16 protein-coding genes are annotated in these 23495 nt (G+C 58.7%); 8 read left to right on the top strand and 8 right to left on the bottom strand.

All coding sequences use genetic code 11. The annotated features are described in order from the left end of the window. Window positions 1-31: 31 nt before the first annotated feature. The 3 genes from clpB to rluD form a co-directional block, all read right to left on the bottom strand. Window positions 32-2599 carry an ATP-dependent chaperone ClpB gene (gene clpB / locus DT594_RS08455; protein ID WP_149332281.1) on the bottom strand — a complete coding sequence of 856 codons (2568 nt, stop codon included), beginning with the start codon at window positions 2597-2599 and terminating at the stop codon, window positions 32-34. A gap of 169 nt (window positions 2600-2768) precedes the next feature. After that, window positions 2769-3503, bottom strand: a complete 735-nt coding sequence (gene pgeF, locus DT594_RS08460; protein WP_149332282.1) for a peptidoglycan editing factor PgeF — start codon at window positions 3501-3503, stop codon at window positions 2769-2771. Beyond that, a complete protein-coding gene (gene rluD / locus DT594_RS08465) occupies window positions 3500-4459 on the bottom strand; it encodes a 23S rRNA pseudouridine(1911/1915/1917) synthase RluD (protein ID WP_149332283.1) in 960 nt (319 codons plus the stop codon). Before rluD ends, pgeF begins: the two co-directional genes overlap by 4 nt. Before the next feature lie 191 nt (window positions 4460-4650). Between rluD and DT594_RS08470 the strand changes: the two genes are divergently transcribed. The 4 genes from DT594_RS08470 (at window position 4651) to DT594_RS08485 (ending at window position 9129) form a co-directional block, all read left to right on the top strand. Beyond that, the gene (locus DT594_RS08470) at window positions 4651-5643 is read left to right on the top strand and encodes an outer membrane protein assembly factor BamD (RefSeq protein WP_149332284.1); all 993 of its coding nucleotides are present in this window, start codon (window positions 4651-4653) and stop codon (window positions 5641-5643) included. A gap of 258 nt (window positions 5644-5901) precedes the next feature. Then, window positions 5902-6138: a PP0621 family protein gene (locus tag DT594_RS08475; protein WP_149332285.1), complete on the top strand. Its 237-nt coding sequence runs from the start codon at window positions 5902-5904 to the stop codon at window positions 6136-6138. Continuing rightward, window positions 6119-7708, top strand: coding sequence for a two-component system sensor histidine kinase NtrB (locus DT594_RS08480; RefSeq protein WP_149332650.1), 1590 nt, complete (start codon window positions 6119-6121; stop codon window positions 7706-7708). Before DT594_RS08475 ends, DT594_RS08480 begins: the two co-directional genes overlap by 20 nt. A 71-nt stretch (window positions 7709-7779) precedes the next feature. Beyond that, on the top strand, window positions 7780-9129 hold the full coding sequence (locus DT594_RS08485) for a sigma-54-dependent transcriptional regulator (RefSeq protein ID WP_149332286.1): 1350 nt from the start codon (window positions 7780-7782) through the stop codon (window positions 9127-9129). On the opposite strand, the gene thiO is transcribed toward DT594_RS08485, so the two are convergent. Next, a complete protein-coding gene (thiO, locus tag DT594_RS08490) occupies window positions 9126-10229 on the bottom strand; it encodes a glycine oxidase ThiO (protein WP_246164596.1) in 1104 nt (367 codons plus the stop codon). The two genes, DT594_RS08485 and thiO, sit on opposite strands and share 4 nt — an antisense overlap. Before the next feature lie 215 nt (window positions 10230-10444). Between thiO and mqo the strand changes: the two genes are divergently transcribed. Next, entirely contained in the window at window positions 10445-11929 is a 1485-nt protein-coding gene (gene mqo / locus DT594_RS08495) for a malate dehydrogenase (quinone) (protein ID WP_149332652.1), read from the top strand. A gap of 34 nt (window positions 11930-11963) precedes the next feature. On the opposite strand, the gene DT594_RS08500 is transcribed toward mqo, so the two are convergent. The 3 genes from DT594_RS08500 to DT594_RS08510 all read right to left on the bottom strand — a co-directional run bounded on the left by DT594_RS08500 (window position 11964) and on the right by DT594_RS08510 (window position 18255). Beyond that, complete coding sequence (locus tag DT594_RS08500) at window positions 11964-12656, bottom strand: transporter substrate-binding domain-containing protein (protein ID WP_178091487.1); 693 nt, start codon at window positions 12654-12656, stop codon at window positions 11964-11966. 327 nt (window positions 12657-12983) lie between these two features. Then, complete coding sequence (gene glyA / locus DT594_RS08505) at window positions 12984-14240, bottom strand: serine hydroxymethyltransferase (protein WP_149332288.1); 1257 nt, start codon at window positions 14238-14240, stop codon at window positions 12984-12986. A gap of 121 nt (window positions 14241-14361) precedes the next feature. After that, a complete protein-coding gene (locus DT594_RS08510; protein ID WP_246164597.1) occupies window positions 14362-18255 on the bottom strand; it encodes a bifunctional diguanylate cyclase/phosphodiesterase in 3894 nt (1297 codons plus the stop codon). Between the two features lie 181 nt (window positions 18256-18436). On the opposite strand from DT594_RS08510, the gene ettA reads away from it, so the two are divergent. The 3 genes from ettA to DT594_RS08525 all read left to right on the top strand — a co-directional run bounded on the left by ettA (window position 18437) and on the right by DT594_RS08525 (window position 22022). After that, a complete protein-coding gene (gene ettA / locus DT594_RS08515) occupies window positions 18437-20101 on the top strand; it encodes an energy-dependent translational throttle protein EttA (protein ID WP_149332290.1) in 1665 nt (554 codons plus the stop codon). A gap of 168 nt (window positions 20102-20269) precedes the next feature. Beyond that, window positions 20270-21610: an NADP-specific glutamate dehydrogenase gene (gene gdhA / locus DT594_RS08520; protein WP_149332291.1), complete on the top strand. Its 1341-nt coding sequence runs from the start codon at window positions 20270-20272 to the stop codon at window positions 21608-21610. A 55-nt stretch (window positions 21611-21665) separates the two neighbouring features. Continuing rightward, window positions 21666-22022, top strand: a complete 357-nt coding sequence (locus DT594_RS08525; protein WP_149332292.1) for a PilZ domain-containing protein — start codon at window positions 21666-21668, stop codon at window positions 22020-22022. A gap of 38 nt (window positions 22023-22060) precedes the next feature. Here the strand turns inward: DT594_RS08525 and radA are convergent, their stop codons facing one another. After that, complete coding sequence (gene radA / locus DT594_RS08530; RefSeq protein WP_096345115.1) at window positions 22061-23440, bottom strand: DNA repair protein RadA; 1380 nt, start codon at window positions 23438-23440, stop codon at window positions 22061-22063. Window positions 23441-23495 lie beyond the last annotated feature (55 nt).

Consider the following 23495-nt stretch of genomic DNA (forward strand, 5'->3'; position numbering starts at 1 on the left):
GTTTGCTGTTGGGAGTACCTGCTTAGAAGTTTCAGCTGGTGAAAACGAACTCGTCATCCTCAACCTTGGCCTTGATCGTTACCCCCGGCGCAAAATCACCCGACAGGATACGCTGCGCCAACGGGTTCTCGATCCAGCGTTGAATCGCACGCTTGAGCGGACGAGCGCCGTATACCGGGTCATAGCCTACCGCGATCAGCTTCTCCAAAGCCTCATCAGTCAGCTCCAGCTTCAATTCCCGCTCAGCCAACCGCACGCCCAGGCGCTGCATCTGAATGCCTGCGATACCGGCAATCTGCTCCTTGCCTAGCGGCTCAAATACCACCACCTCATCAATCCGGTTGATAAACTCTGGCCGGAAGTGCTGACCAACGGCATCCATCACCGCCGCGTGCTGCGCCTCCGGATCACCGACCAGTTCCTGAATCTGTGCCGAGCCCAGGTTGGAGGTCATGACAATAACCGTGTTACGGAAGTCCACCGTACGGCCCTGGCTGTCAGTCAGCCGACCGTCTTCAAGCACCTGAAGCAGCACGTTGAACACATCCGGATGGGCTTTTTCCACCTCATCCAGCAGGATCACCGAATACGGCTTGCGGCGCACCGCCTCGGTCAGATAGCCGCCTTCTTCGTAGCCAACGTAACCCGGAGGCGCTCCGATCAGCCGCGCAACCGAGTGCTTCTCCATAAATTCGGACATGTCGATCCGCACCATGGCTTCGTCAGTGTCGAACAGAAACTCGGCCAGCGCCTTGCACAGTTCGGTCTTGCCCACCCCGGTTGGCCCCAGAAACATGAATGAGCCGCTTGGCCGGTTGGGATCGCTCAAACCTGCGCGCGAACGCCGTACCGCGTTGGACACGGCCACCACGGCTTCATGCTGACCGATAACCCGCTTGTGCAGACCTTCTTCCATGCGCAGCAGCTTGTCGCGCTCGCCTTCGAGCATCTTCGACACTGGAATGCCAGTCCACTTGGAGACCACTTCGGCGATCTCTTCCTCGGTGACCTTGCTACGCAGTAGCTGATTTTCGGTTGGCCCGTGCTGATCGGCCATCTGCTGGCTGCGCTCCAGATCCGGAATCACCCCGTATTGCAGCTCGGCCATTCGGTTCAGGTCACCCTTGCGCCGTGCCGCTTCCAGTTCCTGGCGGGCCTGTTCGATCTTCTCCTGGATCTGTGCCGAGCCCTGCACATCGGCCTTCTCTGACTTCCAGATCTCTTCCAGGTCGGCATACTCACGCTCCAGGCGAGCAATGTCTTCCTTGAGTTTTTCCAGCCGCTTGAGCGCGGCGTCGTCTTCTTCCTTCTTCAACGCTTCACGCTCGACCTTGAGCTGGATCAAGCGCCGTTCAAGGCGATCCAGCACTTCGGGCTTGGAGTCGATTTCCATGCGGATGCGGCTGGCGGCTTCATCAATCAGGTCAATGGCCTTGTCCGGCAGTTGCCGGTCGGTAATGTAGCGATGGCTCAACTTGGCGGCGGCAATGATCGCGCTATCGGTGATGGCGACCTTGTGGTGCACCTCGTAGCGCTCTTTCAGGCCGCGCAAAATGGCGATGGTGTCTTCCTCGGACGGCTCATCGACCAGCACTTTCTGGAAGCGCCGCTCCAAAGCAGCATCTTTTTCGATGTACTTGCGGTACTCATCCAGCGTAGTAGCGCCCACGCAATGCAACTCACCGCGCGCCAGGGCCGGCTTGAGCATATTGCCGGCGTCCATTGAGCCTTCGGCCTTGCCGGCGCCGACCATGGTGTGCAGCTCGTCAATAAACAGAATCACCCGGCCTTCCTGTTTGCCCAGCTCGTTCAGCACCGCCTTCAAGCGCTCTTCGAACTCACCACGGAACTTGGCGCCGGCAATCAGTGATCCCATGTCCAGCGACAGCAAACGCTTGTCCTTGAGACCGTCCGGCACTTCGCCGTTGATGATGCGCTGCGCCAGGCCTTCGACGATGGCAGTCTTGCCGACGCCGGGCTCACCGATAAGCACCGGGTTGTTCTTGGTTCGGCGCTGCAGCACCTGAATGGTTCGGCGGATTTCGTCATCACGTCCGATCACCGGATCCAGCTTGCCTTCTTCGGCCTTGGTGGTCAGATCGACGGTGTACTTGTCCAACGCCTGGCGCGACTCTTCGGCATTCTGGTCGTTCACCGACTCGCCGCCGCGCAGATTGCTGATGGCGTTCTCCAGGGCTTTCTTGGATACGCCCTGGCCGAGCAGAATCTTGCTCAATGCCGAGTTGCCTTCCATCGCCGCGAGCAGCACCAGCTCGCTGGAGATGAACTGATCATTGTGCTGCTGGGCCAGCCGGTCCGCCTGGTTGAACAGCCGCGCCAGATCCTGGGACAGGTTGATGTCCCCGGTGGGGCTGCTGATGGTGGGCAGCTTGTCCAAGGCATCGACCAGTGCCGCACGCAGCGCGTTGGTATCGAAGCCAACCTGGCGCAGCAACGGCTTGACCGAGCCCTGCTGCTGGTCGAGCAACGCCAGCATCAGGTGCAAGGGGTCTATCTGATTGTGATCACGGCCCACCGCCAATGACTGCGCATCGGACAGCGCCATCTGGAGTTTGCTGGTAAAGCGATCAATACGCATGGTGTTTCCATCCTGTCTAGATGATCCCCCGCTGACTGGCGGGCGATGGCTTTCATTGAGTATGGACTATAGATAGGGTTGATTATTGGTCTTTCAAGGCAGGAAACATTGACCAGAGTCAAAATATTGTCGGATGAGCGATCGCTCATACGGGGTTTTGCAGACGGGACTACTTCGAGCTGAGCCAGATCAATGATGCCATCCGCCCGGTCTGGCCATCACGGCGGTAGGAGTAGAAGCGTAGCGGGTCGCTGACCGTGCATTGATCACCGCCGCTGATCGACTGCACGCCGACGGCATTTAGTCGCTGGCGGGCCAACTGATAGATATCCGCGAGGAAATGCCCAGCCCGGTCAGACGGCACAAAAGCCGACGCGGCCTGCGGATCAACCTGGATAAAGGCATCCCGTACTTCAGAGCCTACTTCGAACGCTTGCGGGCCAATCGCCGGCCCGAACCAGGCCAACACCTCGGACGACTCAGTGGCCAGCGCGTTCAGCGTGTTCTCCAACACACCATCGAGCAATCCGCGCCAGCCGGCATGGGCCGCAGCCACTTTGGTACCCGCACGATCACAGAACAGCACCGGCAAACAATCAGCCGTCATGATGGTACAAGCGATGCCAGGCTCATCAATCCATGCGGCGTCAGCCTCAAGGGTTAGCGCAGAATTGGCGCGCACCACATCGGTACTGTGAGTCTGTACCAGCCAGGCAGGGCGGCAAGCCAGTTCACGCTCCAACTCCGCGCGGTTGGCAGCCACGTGCACCGGATCGTCCCCGACATGATCGCCAAGATTGAAGCCCTTCCAGGGCCCCTGGCTGCTGCCGAGCTGTCGGGTGGTCACACAGGTATGTACCCACTCCGGCGCAGGCCAGTCAGCGCTCAGCCACTGCGGCTTCATTCCGCCAGCTCACCATCTTCACGCAGCATCGCCAGCAGGTGCTGCATATCTTCAGGTAGCTGCACTTCCCAGGACATATGCCGACCGTCGACCGGATGTTCCAACTCCAGCCGCCGTGCATGCAACGCCTGACGCGGGAACTCTCGCAGCAGAGCGATCAGTTCCTTGGTCGCGCCAGCCGGTATTCGCATGCGGCCGCCGTAGGTCTGATCCCCTATCAGAGGATAATTGATGTAGCTCATGTGGACACGAATCTGATGGGTACGCCCGGTTTCCAATTTCACCTTCACATGGGTGTGCGCGCGGAAGCGGCTGATCACCCGGTAATGACTGACCGCCTGTTTGCCCCCGACCATCACCGCCATCTTCTGCCGGTTGGTACCGTGCCGGGCAATCGGCTGGTCGACCTTGCCACCGGCGGTCATCACCCCCACCACTACACACTCGTATTCACGGGTGACCGTGCGTTCCTGCAGCTGATTGACCAGCTCGGTCTGCGCCTCGAGGGTTTTGGCCACGACCATTAACCCGGTAGTGTCCTTGTCCAGCCGATGCACGATACCGGCACGCGGCACCTTGGCCAGCTCCGGGGCATGGTGCAGCAGCGCATTAAGCAGAGTGCCGTCAGCATGTCCGGCCGCCGGGTGGACCACCAACCCGGCCGGCTTGTTGATCACCAGCAAGGCGTCATCCTCATAGATCACATCCAAAGCTATCGCCTCGGGCTGCCAGTCACCCTGCACTTCACGCTCGGCATCCAGCTCGAGCTTCTCGCCGCCATATACGGTGTCACGCGGGCGAACACTGCTGCCGTCGAGCGTCAGGCTGCCATCCTTGATCCAGCCCTGCAGGCGGGAGCGTGAGTGTTCGGGGAACAATTGGGCCGCCACCTGGTCTAGGCGTTGACCGCCACTCTCAGGGGTGACCAGTGCAGACAAGCGGATACGATCAGACATTCAGGACTCACTGGCAGGCGCCGGGGCGCAATGGCAAAGCGCAATCCTTTTTGGAATCGGCTCTGCGCTGTGGTTAAATACGGCTTCTTTAAAGGCAATCAACGCTAGGACGGTTGCCTGTAAACAGGACCCAACTATAACAGGACGGCTGTTCCGGCAACAGCGTGTGGTCGTCCATCCGGATATCAACTATGTCGATGAAACACCTGCTGCTGGTTGCTGTGCTCGCCCTGACCGCCGCCTGCTCCTCGAATCCGAAGGTAATTGACGAGTCGCTCAGCGAGTCAGAGCTGTACCTGATGGCCCAGGAAGATCTGGATGCCAACAATTATGGCCCGGCAATTGAAAGCCTGCGCGCGCTGGAATCTCGTTATCCGTTCGGACGTTTCGCTCAGCAGGCGCAATTGGAACTGATCTACGCCTATTATCAGAACAACGAGCCTGAAGCTGCCAAGTCCTCGGCTGACCGTTTTATTCGCCTGCACCCGCAGCACCCCAACGTTGACTACGCTTACTACATGCGAGGCATGACATCCTTTACCCGCGATGCCGGCATTTTCGAGCGCTTCCTGCCGCTGGACATGACCCGTCGTGACCCGGGCGCTGCCCGCGATTCGTTCAATGAGTTCGCCCAATTAGTCAGCCGTTATCCGGAAAGCCGTTACGCACCCGATGCCCGCCTGCGGATGGTCTACCTGCGCAACCTGCTGGCGGCTTACGATATCCATGTCGGTCATTACTACCTCAAGCGTGATGCGCACCTGGCAGCAGCCAATCGCGGCCGCTATGTAGTGGAAAACTTCCAGCAGACGCCGTCGGTGGGTGATGGTCTGGCATTGATGGTCGAGGCCTATCAGCGGCTGGCGATGGGCGATCTGGCTAATACCGCCCTGGCTACCTTGCGGGAGAACTACCCTGAACATCCAAGCCTGGATGACGGCGAGTTCCGCCATCACGTGGAGCCGGCAGAGCAAGAGGCAGGCCGCCTGCGCAGCATGATGGCTGGTTTTGCCGATAAGGTTCTGACCCCGCCTTCGCGCCAGACCGGCACGCAGATGGAGCGTGAAATGCAACAGCAGTATCAGGAAGCGGTCGCTGCGATCCCCCGGGAGATTCGCACGCCCGAGCAGGAAAAACAGACCCGCTCGATCTGGAGCCGAATCACTTTCGGTCTGTTCGACTGAGTAGCTGAGCTGCAATACTGAAAAGCTGGCCGGGCACACGCACCGAGCCAGCTTTTTTATTGGCTGCATTTTCTGCGGCTGAAGTTGGCGCAGCTCAGCTCAACACGGCACGCAAGGCAGCCCTTGCCTCTGTGATTCATAATGCGCTCATTGTCAGGCATGCTGCATAACATGCAGCCGCAATAGTACGGCGGAGGCCACCGCCTCAGATACAATGCAGAGCGGGTGGATCAACAGATTACTTTACAGGACGGGCAGATGGGTCTGATCAAACTGATGGTGCTGATAGCGGTGGTGATAGGCCTGGTCATTCTGTGGCGGCGTTTCAAGGCATGGCAAATCACCAGCCAGCGCCAACAACCCACGCCAACCAACCCGCCGCTGATGGTGCGCTGCGCGCAGTGCCAGCTGCACCTGCCCCGCGATCAGGCGCTGCGGGTCAATGACCAATGGTACTGCTGCGACGCACACCGTGATGCCGGGCGCCATGACTGAGGTCATCGATTACCAACGCCCGCGCATTCTGCGGATCTATAACATCTACCGAGTCATTCTCGGGTTCTTTCTGACAGTACTGACCAGCGGCGCGTTACGTGAAGGCCTGCTGGAACTGAACAATCCCCAGCTGTATGAAACAGCCAGTTGGTTTTACCTGTTTATCAACGTGCTTATCGCGCTGCTGCTGCATCAGGGCAAGCGCGATGTACACCTGTTCGTGCTCTCGGTACTGGATATCTTTCTGCTTGGCAGTATTTTCTATGCGGCTGGCGGCGCCGGTAGTGGCTTCGGCAATCTGCTGCTGATTCCGGTAGCGGCAGGCAACATCCTGATTCACGGGCGCGTGGGCCTGTTGCTGGCCGCACTGGCCAGCCTGGTAACCATCTACCTGACTTTCTACCTGAGCCTGTCCACTCCCGGCGCAGTCCAGAGTTATTTGCAGGTCGGGGTGTTGGGCGGTATCTACTTTGCTGTCGCGCTTTTTGTACAGCGGTTGAGCAAACGCCTGCGCCAGTCTGAAAGCCTGGCGCAACAGCAGGCCGCCAGCCTGGCCAGTCTGGAAAAACTCAATCAACTGATTATTCAGCGCATGCGCACGGGCATCATGGTCGTCGGCGGCAAGCAGAGAGTGCTGCTCGCCAATGAAGCCGCCGCGCAAATGCTGGGTAAACCGATCATTCGCGGCATGGATGTAGATGACCTGGCCATTGGTTTGGCCCAGCGCTTGCGCCAGTGGCAGGACAACCCGGCCATTCGCACCCTGCCCTTCCACAATCACAGTGGCGGGGCCGAAATCACTGCAAACTTCAAACCCTTGCCCAGTGATGAAGGCGAGACGGTATTGGTGTTCCTCGACGACAATACTCAGGTGGCGCAGCAGGCGCAGCAGCTCAAACTCGCCTCTCTTGGCCGGCTCACGGCAAGCATCGCGCATGAGATTCGTAATCCGTTGGGGGCGATCAGCCATGCCGCACAGTTGCTCAGCGAATCCGAGCAGATTCCTGCACAGGACAAACGCCTGAGCGAAATTATTCAGCAGCATTCCAAGCGCATGAACAAAGTCATTGAAACGGTCCTGGAGTTGTCGAGAAGACGCCCGAGCGAGCCACAACTGATCGATCTGTCACTATGGCTGGAGCATTTTGCCGAGACCTTTGCGCTGAGCCACCCCGCTACCGACAGTCTTGAGCTAGAAGCAGGTCACAACGTCATGACCCGCATGGACCCCAACCAGCTTAACCAGGTGCTCGACAATCTGTGCAGCAATGCGCTGCGCTACAGTGGTGCCGAGGGCGAGCATCGCAGCATCTGGCTGAAACTCTATATCCACCCTGAAACCGACTTGCCGATTCTGGAAGTGATCGACCATGGACCAGGCATTCCGGAAGAGCATCTCGCACATATTTTCGAGCCGTTTTACACCACTGAGACTTCAGGCACTGGCCTGGGGCTGTATATTTCACGCGAACTCTGTGAGAGTAATCAGGCGCGGCTGGAGTATGAACCTATGGTGCCGCGCGGAAGCTGCATGCGCATCACCTTTGCTCATCCGCGACGCCTTGTATAATGCCGCAAAACAATTAGTCAGCCCCTGGCCACACCCTGGCCAGCGCATGGAAAGGAGCCCGATCGCGACCGATGAATAGCCCTACGGTACTGATCATTGACGACGAGCCGGATATCGTTGAACTGCTGGAAATGACGTTGCAGCGCATGCAAGTGCGCACCTGCAGCGCCGCCACCATGAGCCAGGCGCTGGATAAGCTTGGCAAGCAGCGGTTCGACCTGTGCCTGACCGACATGCGTTTGCCCGACGGCGACGGCCTGACGATTGTTCGGCATATCCAGCAGCATTATCCGCAGACCCCGGTCGCAATGATCACCGCCTACGGCAGCCTGGATACCGCCATCAGCGCCCTGAAGGCCGGCGCCTTTGACTTCCTGACCAAACCGGTGGACCTGCAACGCCTGCGCGAGTTGGTCAGCAATGCCCTGCGCCTGAGCCTGAGCACCCCCGAGCAAAAGAACGTCACGCAGGATGAAGCCGACCCGATCCTCGGCATTTCCCCGCCAATAGTTCAGCTACGCTCGCAAATTGCCAAGCTGGCCCGCAGCCAGGCGCCGCTGTATATCAGTGGCGAGTCCGGAAGCGGCAAGGAGCTGGTTGCACGGCGCATTCATGCCCTGGGTGCCCGGGCAGAACAGCCGTTTGTGCCAGTCAACTGCGGCGCAATTCCCTCCGAGCTGATGGAGAGCGAATTCTTTGGTCACAAACGCGGCAGCTTCACTGGTGCCATCGCAGACAAGCCCGGGCTGTTTCAAGCAGCATCGCGCGGCACGCTGTTTCTCGACGAGGTCGCCGACCTGCCCATGGCCATGCAGGTGAAACTGTTACGCGCGATTCAAGAGAAGGCTGTGCGTCCGCTAGGCACTCAGCAGGAAGAAGCCGTGGATATCCGGCTGCTCTGCGCCACACATAAAGATCTGGCTGCCGAAGTAGCCGCCGGACGTTTCCGCCAGGATCTGTTTTATCGCATCAACGTGATCGAACTGCGCGTGCCGCCGTTGCGTGAACGCCGCGAAGATATTCCGCTGCTCACCCGGCATATACTCGCCCGCCTGGCGGTACGCAACGAAATGCCGGGATCCACGGTCAGCCCCGAAACATTGGAGCGGCTAAGCAATTACCGCTTTCCCGGCAATGTGCGGGAGCTGGAGAACATCCTTGAGCGCGCCTTTACCTTGAGCGAAGGCCAACTGATCAAGACTCATGATATCCACATTGCGCCCTGTGCCAGCAGCCAGGACCAGCAGCCTTCTCTGACCCAGATTGATTCGCTGGAGGATTACCTGGATAACATTGAGCGCACCGCCATTACCCAGGCGCTGGAAGAAACCCGCTGGAACAAGACTGCGGCGGCCAAGCGCCTGGGGTTGACCTTCCGCTCGTTACGCTATCGGCTGAAAAAGCTCGGCATGGAAGACTAAACGGCCAGCTGCACGCGGCCCGCCGGCGCGTAAGGCCGCGGATCAATTATCGCTGGCGCCCCACTCATCAGGTCCGCCAGCAACCGGCAGGACGCCGGCGCCAATACCAGGCCATTACGATAATGACCCGTATTCAGCCAGAGGCCGTCATACCCCGGTACCGGACCGATATAAGGCACGCCCTCCGGCGAACCCGGACGCAAACCCGCCCACTGCGCCACGGGCTGCAGATCTGCCAGCGCCGGTAACAACGCGATAGCGGATGCCTTCAGCGAGCTAAGTGCCTCAGCCGTTGTGCGCTTGTCGAATCCAGCGTGCTCGAGCGTACTGCCAAACAGCACATGGCCGTCGCGCCTGGGGATCGCATAGCGCCCGTCAAACAACACCATGCTGGGCAGCCAGCCTGGCGCCGTTCGGTAGAGAAGCATCTGACCTTTTACCGGTTTCACCGGCAGCCCCAGACCCAGCTCAGCCAACCACTCACCACTCCAGGCACCCGCTGCCAACACTACTGCGTCGGCGTTGTACTGCTCGCTACCGGTGCGTACGCCGCATACCTTGCCACTGTCCATCAGCAGGCCGGTCACCGCCTGGTCTTCCAGCAAACTGAACGCCGGATGCTGCAGCAAACGTGCGCGCAATGCATCCATCAGACGTGGATTACGTACATTGGCCAGCTGCGGTTGCCACAACGCCTGGCTGAATCCCGGCGCCAGCTGCGGTACCTGCTGGTAAATAAAAGCGCTATCAACCGCGCGCAATGGCTTGTTTTGCAGCCCCGCCCAGCGCAATGCTTCGGCTTGCTCGGCATGATCCAGCCAGAGCAAACCGCAGGGACTGATTTCCGGGTCTATCCCGGTTGCCTGTGCCAATGCCACACCCAATTTCGGATAGTAGCCCTGCGACCACTCAGCCAGCGCACTGACCGGATCGCTGTAACGCCAGGGGTATAGCGGCGAAACGATACCGCCGCCCGCCCAGGAAGCTTCCTGGCCGGTGCGCCGTTTCTCGATCAGGCGCACTGCACAGCCGCGCTCCAGCAAGTTCAAAGCACTCAGGCAGCCGATGACGCCACCCCCTATCACGATCACCTGCTGCAATGCATATCCCCTGTTCCAAAGCTGCTGCGCTAAATAGCCCCGCAAAGCTTAAACCAGATCAGGCACGTCGACCATGCAGGAACGCTACGCCAAAACGCATTCCGTGCAACGGTGAAACCCATAACTTAGACCTTCTGCCTAGTGCAGGCGTATGTCACTCAGGTTGATAAACCGGTATTATCGATACCGATTTTCATGCAAGAGGCGACATGTTAATGACAGCAAAGAACATAGACGTATTGCTTGTCGGTGGGGGCGTCATGAGCGCCACCCTGGGAATGTTGCTCAAACAGTTGGATCCGGCGATGACCATTACCCTGGTTGAACGCCTGGACCACGTTGCCCACGAAAGCACGGATGGCTGGAACAACGCGGGGACTGGCCATGCTGGCTACTGTGAGCTGAACTACACTCCTGAAGACACCGACGGCAACATCACCATCGACAGAGCGCTGGCAATCAATGCGTCCTTCGAGGTGACCCTGCAGTTCTGGTCCTACCTGGTGGAGCAAAAAATCCTCCCGGAACCACCGGCCTTTATCAACCCCACTCCCCATCAGAGCTTTGTCTGGGGCGAAAAGGACACCGAGTTCCTGCGCCGTCGGCACCAGTTGCTCAGCGCCCATCACTTGTTTGCAGATATGCAGTTCAGTGATTCGGCTGCACAAATCAGCGAATGGATGCCGTTGGTGATGAACCAGCGCGATCCGAAAGAGGCTGTGGCAGCGACCCGGGTGGACTTTGGCTCGGACGTGGACTTCGGCTCGCTGACCCGGAGCATGGTCAAGCACCTGGAAAAAACAGATAATTTTGATCTGTGGCTCAGCCATTCGGTTAACTCTTTGAAGAAGAGCAAACGCGGGCATTGGCGCGTAGCTGTCGAGGACGAGAAAACCGGCGAAGAGAAAATGCTTAACGCCAAATTCGTGTTTCTCGGCGCGGGCGGTGGCTCACTACCCTTGCTGCAGAAATCGCACATCGACGAAAGCGAAGGTTACGGTGGTTTTCCGGTCAGCGGCCAGTGGCTCGTATGCAAAAACCCGGATGTCGTCAGCCAGCATCATTCCAAGGTCTACGGCAAGGCACCGACTGGTGCACCGCCGATGTCAGTGCCGCATCTGGACACGCGCATCATCAATGGCGAGCCCGCACTGCTGTTTGGGCCCTTTGCCGGCTTCACTACCAAGTTCCTGAAAAAAGGCTCAGTGTTCGATCTGTTTTCCTCGGTCAAACCCTACAATGTGGCGCCGATGATGGCCGTGGGCAGAGACAATATGGATCTTACCCGCTACCTGATCGCCGAGTCTTTTCAGTCGCACAAGGATCGAGTCGCCTCATTGCGCAACTTTTTCCCCCAGGCGGAAGAGAAGAACTGGAAGCTGCAGGATGCAGGCATGCGCGTGCAAATCATCAAGAAGGATGCCCAGGGTCACGGTAAGCTGGAATTTGGTACCGAGATCGTGGCGGCCAAAGATGGCACCCTGGCGGCATTACTGGGCGCATCACCTGGCGCGTCTACCGCGGTACAGGCGATGATTGACGTACTTGAGCGCTGCTTCAAGGACCGTATCAGCAGCCCTGAGTGGCAAGCGCGGATGAAAGAGCTGGTGCCGTCCTATGGCCAGTCGCTAATCAAGGATGCAGAACTGTTGAAACAGGTTCGCAGCCGGACACTCGGCACATTGCAATTGCGTCGCTAATCGTTATGCAATAGCAGACATGGTGAGGGGCCGGTCATTCCGGCTCCTTTTCCAGCGTTGCGCCCTCATGCAACAGTTGCAGGCGCTTTTGCACGTCCAGCTCTACCCCTTCTGCTGCAAGCTCGTCATAAGCCCGGTCAAGATCCGTTTTTAGCTGTTCGGCAAACCCCGACTGACGCGACAATACGTAGCGCATCGGGTGCTCGGCCAGTTCGATATGAGGCAACGGCTCAAGACCCATGCTGGCCACCAGTGGATCCACCTGCGCGCGATAATTCAGCAGAAAATCACCCCGCCCCCGCAGCAGCATTTCCAGCGCGCCCACATGCGACATGCTGGAATCGAAGCTCATTGCCAAAGCCGGGTCCTGCAGACGTTCAAGCAGGGATTTGACGTAAGTGTAATTGGTAATAAGGATCAGTCGTTTGCCGACCAGAACCTCGGGCAGAATGGGTTTGGGTTGCCCCGGCAGATAATAGAGGTTGATGGCGACCTGGGTCAGATCTCGCTCGGTCAACAGCGTCAGATCATCCAGACCGGGCTTGTTAACGATACCCGGCCAAAGATGCACCTCGCCATCCTCCAGCCCGCGCCATATGCGTGCACTGGGCAGAATGCGGATGTCCGAACGATAACCGGCACGCTCAAGCAAAAGGCGGGTTAAATCAACCATCACGCCCACCGCCTGCCCCTGCTCGTTCTGATAGGAATACTCGGGAAAACGCATTATTCCAACTTGAACCACTGGCCGAACGGCCGGCGGGTTCAGCTCTGGGCCGGCCAGAAGCGGCCAGGGAAACATCCACAGCGTGAAGGCCAGACACACCAGCATGCATCGACGAAACCCGGGAGTACTTTGTTGTTTTAATAGTCGCAAAACTTGCCTCACTGTTGCCAGTCGCCCGCGGGCCGTCCGCACAAAAACGGTGCGTAATGGTAACAAAAGAAGTCAATAATTCCACGCCATAAAAATAGCGCCATGAACTTAATCCTAGCTCATAAAAAAACCCCCGCCAGCGATACGCTGAAGGGGGTCTTGGAACAAACGTAAGTGTCAGTCAGTGTAAACCGGCAGACGCGCACAGATGCTCTGCACCTGGGTACGAACGCGCTCAATAACCGCCTCGTCCCCCATGTTCTCCAACACATCACATATCCAGCCTGCCAGCTCACCGCAGTCTGCTTCGTTAAAACCACGCGTGGTAACGGCAGGTGTGCCGATTCGCAAGCCGGAAGTAACAAAGGGTGAGCGCGGATCATTCGGCACTGCGTTCTTGTTCACCGTGATGTGCGCGCGGCCCAAGGCGGCATCTGCATCCTTGCCGGTAATGTCCTGCTTGATCAGCGACAGCAGGAACAGGTGGTTCTGCGTACCCCCTGAGACCACATCAAAGCCGCGTCCCATAAAGACTTCAGCCATGGCCTGGGCATTCTTGACCACTTGCTGCTGATAAGTCTTGAACTCCGGGCTCATCGCTTCCTTGAAGCAAATTGCCTTGGCCGCGATGACATGCATCAACGGGCCACCCTGGCCGCCAGGAAATACCGCAGAATTAAGTTTCTTTTCCAGCGCCTCGTTGGCACGCGCCAGAATCAAACCACCGCGCGGACCGCGCAGGGTTTTGTGCGTAGTGGTAGTGACCACATCGGCAAAAGGCACCGGGTTCGGATATACGCCAGCAGCAACCAGACCAGCAACGTGGGCCATATCGACGAACAGATAGGCACCGACCTTGTCGGCGATCTCACGGAAGCGTGGAAAGTCGAGAATCTGGGAATAGGCAGAAAAGCCGGCGATGATCATCTTTGGCTTGTGCTCTACAGCCAGCGCCTCGACTTCATCATAATCAATCAACCCGGTGTCGGTGTTGATGCCGTACTGCACAGCGTTGTAGTGTTTACCGGAAAAGTTGACTGAAGCACCATGGGTCAAGTGTCCGCCGTGTGCCAGGCTCATGCCCAGCACAGTGTCACCGGGCGTCAACAGCGCCTGGAAAACCGCGCTATTGGCCTGTGAGCCCGCATGTGGCTGAACGTTGGCGTAATCGGCGCCGAACAGTTCCTTGGCCCGGTCAATCGCCAGTTGCTCGGCGATATCGACGAACTCGCAACCACCGTAATAGCGTTTGCCTGGGTAGCCTTCGGCATATTTGTTGGTCAATACCGAACCCTGGGCCTGCATCACCGCCGGACTGGTGTAGTTCTCCGAAGCGATGAGTTCGATGTGATCTTCCTGACGCACCGCCTCCTGCTGCATGGCAGCCCAGAGTTCGGCATCAAAGGTAGCAATATCGTTGGAACGGCTAAACATGTCGCGGCCCCCTGCAAGGACGTTCAAATTAAGCCGGTTATTTTAACGCAAGCGGCCGCGAGTGGCACATGAAAAGCGCTCACGCACTACACAAAATCGTTTCAAGCCGGCTTTACTGCCTCTAATCCGCACTCATGCGCGGAAGCAGGTGATCGGCGAGCAAGGTATCGGCAGGAACCGGGCGGCCCAACAGATAGCCCTGCACCTCATCGCAGCCAAATCCAACCAGCAAACCCAACTGCTCCAGCGTCTCCACACCCTCGGCGATCACCCGCAACTGCAAACTGCGCCCCAGTGCGACGATAGCCTTGGCCAGACGCGTATCACGGTTGCCGGCGTGCATGGCCTGAATAAAGCTGCGGTCGATCTTCAGTGTATCGATGGGGAAGTCCTTCAGATAGTTCAGCGACGAATATCCGGTGCCGAAGTCATCCACCGCAATCTCCACACCCAGCTGCTTGAGCGCTGCGAGCGTCTGCATGGTCTCCTCGACGTCGTGCAGCAGCACGCTCTCGGTCAGTTCCAGCTCGATGGTGGCAGGATCGATCGCATAACGCTTGAGAACCTTGCCCACCTGCTCCGCCAATCGTCCTTCAGTGAACTGCCGGGCGGACAGGTTGATGGCCAGGCGTGGCAGAAGGTGACCGGCATCGCGCCACTCAGCCATCTGCCGACAGGCGCGGTCAATCACCCACTCGCCGAGCACGCCGACCAGGCCGATTTCTTCGGCCATGGGAATGAACACCGCTGGCGAGATAGCACCGTGCACCGGATGCTGCCAGCGCAGCAGCGCCTCGGCGCCGGTCAGACGGCGACTGGCGCAGTCAAACTGCGGCTGATAATGCAGTGTCAGCACGTCATCCTGCAGCGCACGCCTTAAATCCCCCTCGAGACTCAATCGCTCCAGCGCCCGCGCATTCATGTCGGCCTGGTAGAACTGGAAGGTGTCCTTGCCCGCGCCTTTGGCGTGATACATCGCCGTATCGGCATTCTTTAGCAGCGAGCTGACCTCCAGACCATCCTGCGGATACAACGCCAGACCGATACTGGCGCTGATGAAGAACTCACGCTCCTGCAGGCAGAACGCCGGCGCCAGCGCAGTGAGAATCTTCTCCGCGACGTGAATACCCGCACCCATGGCCGCCTCGCGATCCGTGAGGCCGCCGAGCAACATGGTGAACTCGTCGCCACCCATGCGCGCTACGGTATCGCTGTCACGCACGCACTCGCGCAAGCGGCGTGCGACTTCCTTGAGCATGGCATCACCTGCCGCATGGCCCAAGGTATCGTTGATCGGCTTGAAGCGATCCAGATCAAGAAACAATACCGCGACCCACTCTTCGCGCCGTTCTGCCAACTGCAGCGCCGTGCGCAGCCGGTCCTGGAACAGGGTACGGTTGGCCAGCCCGGTCAGTGCGTCGTAGTAAGCCAGGCTTTCAATCCGCGCTTCGCTGGCCTTGCGTTCGCTGATGTCGACAAAGAAACAGACATAACTGACCAAGTCGCCTTCGTTGTCCTGTACCGCGGTAATCCCGGTCCAAGCCGGAAATTGCTCGCCACTCTTGCGACGCAACCAGATCTCGCCTTCCCAGCGGCCCTGCTCGCGCAGCGTGCGCAGGATGCCAGGATAGAAACGCTCGTCATGCACGGTAGATTCGAGCAGCCTGGGGGTATGGTCCAATATCTCTTCTGCACTGAAACCGGTGATCTGTGAGAAGTTTTCGTTGACCTGCACCACATAGCCCGCCGGGTCGGTTACCAGAATCGCCCCGGTGGTGTTCTCGAATACCGTCGCCGCCATGCGCAGACGGTTTTCGGTACGGCGTTGTTCGGTGATGTCCCGGGCAATGCCGAGCAATCCCAGAAATTCACCCTGCGCACCCCACATCAATGATAGCCGTAACTCCGTAGGGCACTTGCGACCCTCTGCGGTAATACAGTCAAAAGTAATTTCGCGATAGAAGCCTTCTTTTTGCAGGCGCGCCGTCTCTTCCGGCACGCCCACCAGCGGCGCCAGATACTTGAGCACCTGGCCCATGAAGCGCGAATACTCATCACCGGCCACTATGTCGGTAAAGCCTCGCCGAATCAGGTCGTCAGGGTCGTAACCGAGCAAGGGTTTGACCGAAGGGCTTATGTAGTTCAGGTGAAAAGACGAATCGGTCGACCAGATCACGTCGCTGATATTTTCCGCCAGCAGTCGATAACGCTGCTCGCTGGTCTTCAGTTGTTCGGTGGACTCGCTTTGCACGGTTACATCTCGAATAACGCCGATCAGCTGCTTGACCCGGCCATTCGGCAAGCGCGACAACACCTTGACCCGCAAGCTGAACCAGTGCCAGCTGCCATCACGATGGCGCCAGCGTAGTCGGGCTTCCTGAACCTTTTCGTCAGGCAAGACCTGCTGCAGATTGCGATTGATCAACATCGACTCAAGGTCATCCGGGTGCAGTAGGCGGTCACGATAGTCCTCTGCCTGCACTTGCGGATCGTCATCCGCATAACCGAGCATCTGCGCCAATGAGCGGTTGCTGTACACAAACTTCTGCCGCGGCATGTCCTTGATAAACACGATATCCGGAACCGCTTTCACTACCCCCGCCCAGAAGCGTTCGCGCTCGACCATCGACAACTCCACCCGACGGCGACTGGTGATGTCGGAAATGCTCATGGTGACCGCATGGTAATCCTCGACCCGCTCGGGCAGCCGCATAATGACCCAGACATAGCGGGCGGCGCCGGTGGACGAGCGCAGGGGCGTCTCCATCTCCAGCCGCGGCTGACGCTCCAGCACTGCTTGAATCAGCCGGTAGCGTGCGGTATCCCGGCGGATACGATCAGGGCGATGCAGCATGCGCTCCAACCCCCTCATCGAATCCAGCGCCAACAGATCAAGCGTTACCTGATTGGCATCGACCACGGTCACGCAGTCGAGCAGTTCACTGTGTTCGGCGGGGTGTTTTTCCAGCCAGGCGTCGAGTGTCTCCCGGCTGGTGATGCCTTCACGTATCAGCCGGTCGCGCAGCCCAGCCAGATTCAACTGACACAGGGCAATACCGACCCCCTGAAACACGTCCTGATAGCGGCGCTCGGTGTCTTCCACGGCGCGGGAAGAAGCATAGTTGCTGGCTAGTAGACGGCGATTGGCTCGGCGCATACGCGCCAGGATCCACGCCACCAATAGCAGCACAGCGACAAAGCCAACCACCACTAGCACCTTGAAACGAATAACCTGACCCAACTGCTGCACATAGTAATCAGGCTCAACCAGGCCTCGTACTTGCCACAAGCTGCCGGCGACAGGCGCGCTGACCACCACCTGGCTGCGCTCCTGAGCGGTCATCGCCTTGTTATCCAGATACACCAGACTGCCTTCCTGTTGGCGGGCCAGGACGCGGGCATGCCCGGCATCCTCCAGCAGCCATACATAGCCCTGGGCAGGCTGAGCAGATACCAGCCCGGAGATGTCCCGATCATCTACTTCGAGCACCCAGGCGTAGCCGGGTCGGCGGCTATCAACTACCCATAGAAGGGACCCGCTGCGCGGATCGGAGTCAATCGCAAAAGCCTGGCCGCTGACACTGAGATCCCGTACCGACGGCATCCAAGTGGGAGCAGTATCCTGTAAATAGGGTATCTCGGGGCTTACCTGCGTCAGATTACGCAGCCCCGGAAGCAGCGCTTCGACCGCCTGCAATGCAGCCTCGGGTGATTTCTCGTACATCTGGTCAAGCAGTTGGGAAAGCGCGGCGGATTTCACTTCAAGATTGAGCGCAATCTGGCTTGCGGTTAGCCAAACTGACTCCTCGACCTGAATCTGATGCTGCAAGCGCAGCAGACGATAATCCTGAGCCGCCTGCCAGACCATCAAGCCGGTCAACAACAGCCCGGCAACCGCTATCAGCAGAAATCCGGCCCCGGTCGACTGCCAGCCGGCCCCCGCGGCGTGAGTCACCTGGGATGCGGTAGAGGAATCAAGCGGCGGTTGGACGTTTGAATTCTTATTGTTATTCAAGCTGCTCACTTGCGAAAATGCGATTTGATTGCCAAGCATGCCACTACCGGCCCATCCGAACAAATCCTAAGGCGGATTTGCCCTGCACGCCTAGTTGGGCTAGCCTTGCCGGCAATCCAGACCCCGCGTGAACCTCCACGGTCAAGGCGCGCTCCACTTCCTTATGTCAGGTTTTCAGCACATGGCTCAATTTGTTTACAGTATGCACCGGGTCGGCAAGGTTGTACCGCCGAAAAACAAGATCCTCAAGGATATCTCCCTGTCCTTTTTCCCAGGCGCCAAGATTGGCGTACTGGGCCTGAACGGTTCAGGTAAATCCACGCTGCTGCGCATCATGGCCGGCGTTGATACCGAGATCGAAGGCGAAGCTCGGCCAATGCCCGGCATCAAGATTGGTTATCTGCCGCAAGAGCCAGAACTTGACCCCAGCAAGACCGTGCGCGATATCGTTGAAGAAGCCGTAGGCGAGATCAAGCAGGCGCAGTCACGTCTCGACGAAGTCTATGCCGCTTACGCCGAGCCCGATGCCGACTTCGATGCCCTGGCTGCAGAGCAAGCCAAGCTTGAGGCCATCCTTCAGGCCGGTGACGGTCACAATCTGGAGCGCCAGTTGGAAGTCGCTGCCGACGCGCTGCGTATTCCGCCGTGGGATGCCACCATCGAGCATCTCTCCGGTGGTGAAAAGCGCCGGGTGGCGCTGTGCCGCCTGCTGCTGTCAGCCCCAGACATGCTGCTGCTCGACGAACCGACCAACCACCTGGACGCCGATTCTGTCGCCTGGCTTGAGCATTTCCTGCATGACTTCCCCGGCACCGTGGTGGCCATTACCCACGATCGCTACTTCCTCGACAATGTCGCTGGCTGGATTCTTGAGCTTGACCGTGGCCACGGCATCCCCTTCGAGGGCAACTACTCCCAGTGGCTGGAATCCAAAGCCAATCGTCTGGCTCAGGAAGCCAAGCAGGAGTCTTCGCACTCCAAGGCAATGAAAGCCGAACTGGAATGGGTACGCCAGGGCGCCAAGGGTCGTCAGTCCAAGTCCAAGGCCCGCCTGCAGCGTTTTGAAGAACTGCAGTCACAGGAATTCCAGAAGCGCAGCGAGACCAATGAAATCTACATCCCTGCTGGCCCACGTCTGGGCGACAAGGTCATCGAGTTCAATAACGTCGGCAAGGGTTATGGCGACCGCGTATTGATTGATGATCTGAGCTTTGCCGTACCCAAGGGCGCGATCATCGGCGTGATCGGTGGTAACGGCGCGGGCAAGTCCACTTTGTTCCGCATGATTACCGGCAAGGAGCAACCTGATAGCGGCAGTATTGTCATCGGTGAAACGGTCAAGATTGCCAGTGTCGACCAGAGCCGTGACGAGCTGGACGGTAACAAGACCGTATGGGAACAGGTATCCGATGGCTTCGACATGATCAAGGTCGGGAACTATGAGGTGCCCTCACGTGGTTACGTGGGCCGCTTCAACTTCAAGGGCGCGGATCAACAAAAATTCGTCAAGGATCTATCCGGCGGTGAGCGCGGACGCTTGCACATGGCCCTGACGTTGAAACAGGGTGCCAACGTGCTGCTGCTCGACGAACCCTCCAACGATCTGGACGTGGAAACCCTGCGGGCCCTGGAAGAAGCGCTGTTGGATTTCCCGGGCTCCGCGATCGTGATCTCGCACGATCGCTGGTTCCTTGACCGTATCGCCACGCACATCCTGTCCTATGAGGATGACGGCAAGGTCAACTTCTTTGAAGGCAACTACACCGAGTTTGAGGCCGATCGCAAGAAACGCCTTGGCGAAGCGGCTGCCCAGCCACACCGGGTGCGTTACAAGAAACTCGCTTGAGCTTGGCGTGACTGATCAAACGGCGGACTGGAGAACCAGCCCGCCGTTTTTTTTGCCCATTCCCATGCCTGGGGTAGCACTTTGTTACCACCGCTGACAACGAGCGGGCTATGCCGCGCACAGCCAATTCTGATAGGGTCTGCGCTCCTTTAAAGTACGAGCTCATCCATGACCGACACCTTGCAGGCCTGCCTGGCCCATTTGCGTTTACGTGACCCCGATCAGCCGGAGTTTCACCAGGCCGCCGAAGAAGTACTCAGCAGCCTGTGGCCTTTCCTGCAAGAGCACCCGACCTATCTGAACAATGGCATCATCGAGCGGCTGATGGAGCCAGAGCGGGTAATCATGTTCCGCGTACCCTGGGTCGATGACCGTGGCCAGGTGCGGGTCAACCGCGGCTACCGGGTTCAGATGAACAGCGCCATCGGCCCTTATAAAGGCGGTCTGCGCTTTCACCCTACCGTCAACCTGGGCGTACTCAAGTTCCTGGCCTTCGAGCAAGTATTCAAGAATGCCCTGACCACGCTGCCCATGGGCGGCGGCAAGGGTGGCGCCGACTTCGACCCCAAAGGCAAGAGTGACGCCGAGGTCATGCGCTTTTGTCAGTCATTCATGACCGAGCTGGCACGCCACATTGGCGACAGCGTGGACATTCCGGCGGGCGATATCGGCGTTGGCGCGCGCGAGATCGGTTATCTGTACGGTCAGTACCGGCGCATGCGCAACGAGTTTACCTCGGTGCTAACCGGTAAAGGCCTGTCTTACGGCGGTAGCCTGGTTCGTCCTGAAGCGACCGGCTACGGCTGTGTGTACTTCGCCGAACAAATGCTCAAGCAGCGCAACCTCGACCTGAACGGCAAGCGCGTCTGCGTTTCCGGTTCAGGTAACGTGGCGCAGTTTGCCGCCCGCAAGCTGATCGAGCTGCAAGCCCGGGTGATCTCCCTGTCCGACTCCGGCGGCACATTGCACTGCGCGGACGGGCTCAGCCTGGAGCAATGGACCAGCATCGCCGAGCTGAAAAATATGCGCCGCGGCAGATTGGCTGACTTGGCCAATGCGCCGGGCATGACCTATCTACCCAACAGCACGCCCTGGCACCTTGAGTGCGACCTGGCCATGCCCTGCGCCACGCAAAACGAGCTCAACGGTGACGATGCTGCGCAGCTATTGGAGCAGGGGTGTATCTGTGTGACCGAAGGCGCCAATATGCCCTGCACATTGGAAGCTATAGACCGCTTCCACGAGGCCCGTATCCTTTTTGCTCCAGGCAAGGCGGCTAACGCTGGCGGCGTTGCAGTCAGCGGCCTGGAGATGTCGCAGAACGCCATGCGGCTTAACTGGAGCGCGGAAAAAGTCGACCTGCGCCTACGCGAGATCATGCACAGCATTCACCAGGCCTGTGAGAAGCATGGCCAGGAAGCCGGCGGTTATATTGACTACGTCAAAGGCGCAAACATAGCCGGCTTCGTTCGGGTAGCCGATGCTATGCTCGCCCAGGGGGTCATTTGACCAACACAAAACCAGCTATAGTAAAAGCGTTGGCATAATGCCGGGGGGCTGATCGATGAACGATGATAGACGCCGCTTTACCCGCATTCCCTTTGATGCGCAGACCAGTTTGCATCAGGACGAGTGGAGTATCAGTGTGCAATTGGTTGATGTATCGCTACGTGGGCTGCTGGTATTGCAGCCGGCTGACTGGGTCAATGCCAATGTGCAGGCACCTTTCAATGCAGTCATTCGGCTGGCCGAAGGCAGCCAGATTTGCATGGATGTGCGCCTGGCCCATGCCGAGGAAGGCTTGCTGGGGTTCGAGTGCGACCATATCGACCTGGACTCCATCAGCCACTTGAAGCGCCTGGTGGCGTTGAATATGGGTGATGAAGCGCTGATTGAGCGCGAACTGGGCAGTCTGCTCTAACCGCTGACGGCCGGGAGGGAGCCCGGCCGATCCAGAGATTAGTCGAATATCGCCGCCAATGCCTGATCCAGACGGGTCACAGCAATCACCTGCATGCCCTTGGGCGACTCCTTGGGAGCATTGGCCTTGGGCACAATAGCGCGGGTAAAGCCGTGCTTGGCCGCCTCCTTCAGGCGTTCCTGACCGCTGGGCACCGGCCGTATCTCGCCGGACAAACCCAACTCACCGAACACCATCAGATCCATCGGCAACGGCCGATTGCGCAGGCTGGACATGACCGCTGCGAGCAGCGCCAGATCAACCGCGGTTTCCAACACCTTGACCCCGCCCACCACGTTAACGAACACATCCTGATCGTAGGTGGGCACCCCGCCATGGCGGTGCAACACCGCCAGTAGCATGGCCAACCGGTTCTGATCCAGGCCCAGCGTGACCCGTCGCGGATTACCCAGATGACTGGTATCCACCAGCGCCTGCACCTCCACCAGCATCGGCCTGGAACCTTCCCAGGTCGACATCACTACACTACCGGGAATCGGGGTATCGTAGCGCGAAAGGAAAATGGCCGACGGGTTGGAGACTTCCTTGAGCCCCTTGTCAGTCATTGAAAACACGCCAAGTTCGTTCACCGCACCGAAGCGATTCTTCACCGCGCGCAGCATACGCAGCCGACCATCAGACTCGCCTTCAAAATACAGCACGGTATCGACCATATGCTCGAGCACGCGCGGCCCGGCCAACGAACCCTCCTTGGTCACGTGGCCGACCAGAAAGATGGCCGTGCCACTCTGTTTGGCATAACGCACCAGCAGCGCCGCGCTCTCGCGAACCTGCGCTACCCCACCGGGAGCCGATTGCAACTGTTCGGTGAAGATCGTCTGAATTGAATCCACCACCATGACCTTCGGCTGCTCATGCCGAGCGGTGGCAATGATGCTTTCAATGCAGGTCTCGGTCATGACCTTGAGCTTGTCTTCCGGCAGACCCAATCGCCGCGCGCGCATCGCCACCTGTTGCTGGGATTCTTCCCCGGTGACATACAACGCTGGCATGCTTTGCGCCAACTGACACAAGGTCTGCAGCAAAATAGTCGACTTGCCGATACCCGGATCCCCGCCCATCAATACCACCGAGCCCGCCACCAGGCCGCCACCCAGCACGCGATCCAGCTCCGAAGAGCCGCTGGATTGGCGCGGCACCTCCTCGGTAGAGACTTCTGCCAGAGTTCTTACCTGAGCGGCCTGACCCGCCCAGTGCCCGGTGCGGCTGGCTGAAACGCCGCTGCCACCAGTGGGGGTGGTATCGACTACCGTTTCCACAAGCGTGTTCCAGGCCTGGCATTCAGCGCACTGGCCGGCCCATTTGGAGAAAGTCGCACCGCATTCGGTGCACCCATAAATTCGCTTGTTTTTTGCCATTAATTCCCCCCAGAGGAATAGTTAGGTGCTATTTTGCTTTATAGCCACTGGCCAC

The organism is Halopseudomonas laoshanensis (assembly GCF_008365385.1).
Classification (GTDB): Bacteria; Pseudomonadota; Gammaproteobacteria; order Pseudomonadales; family Pseudomonadaceae; genus Halopseudomonas; species Halopseudomonas laoshanensis.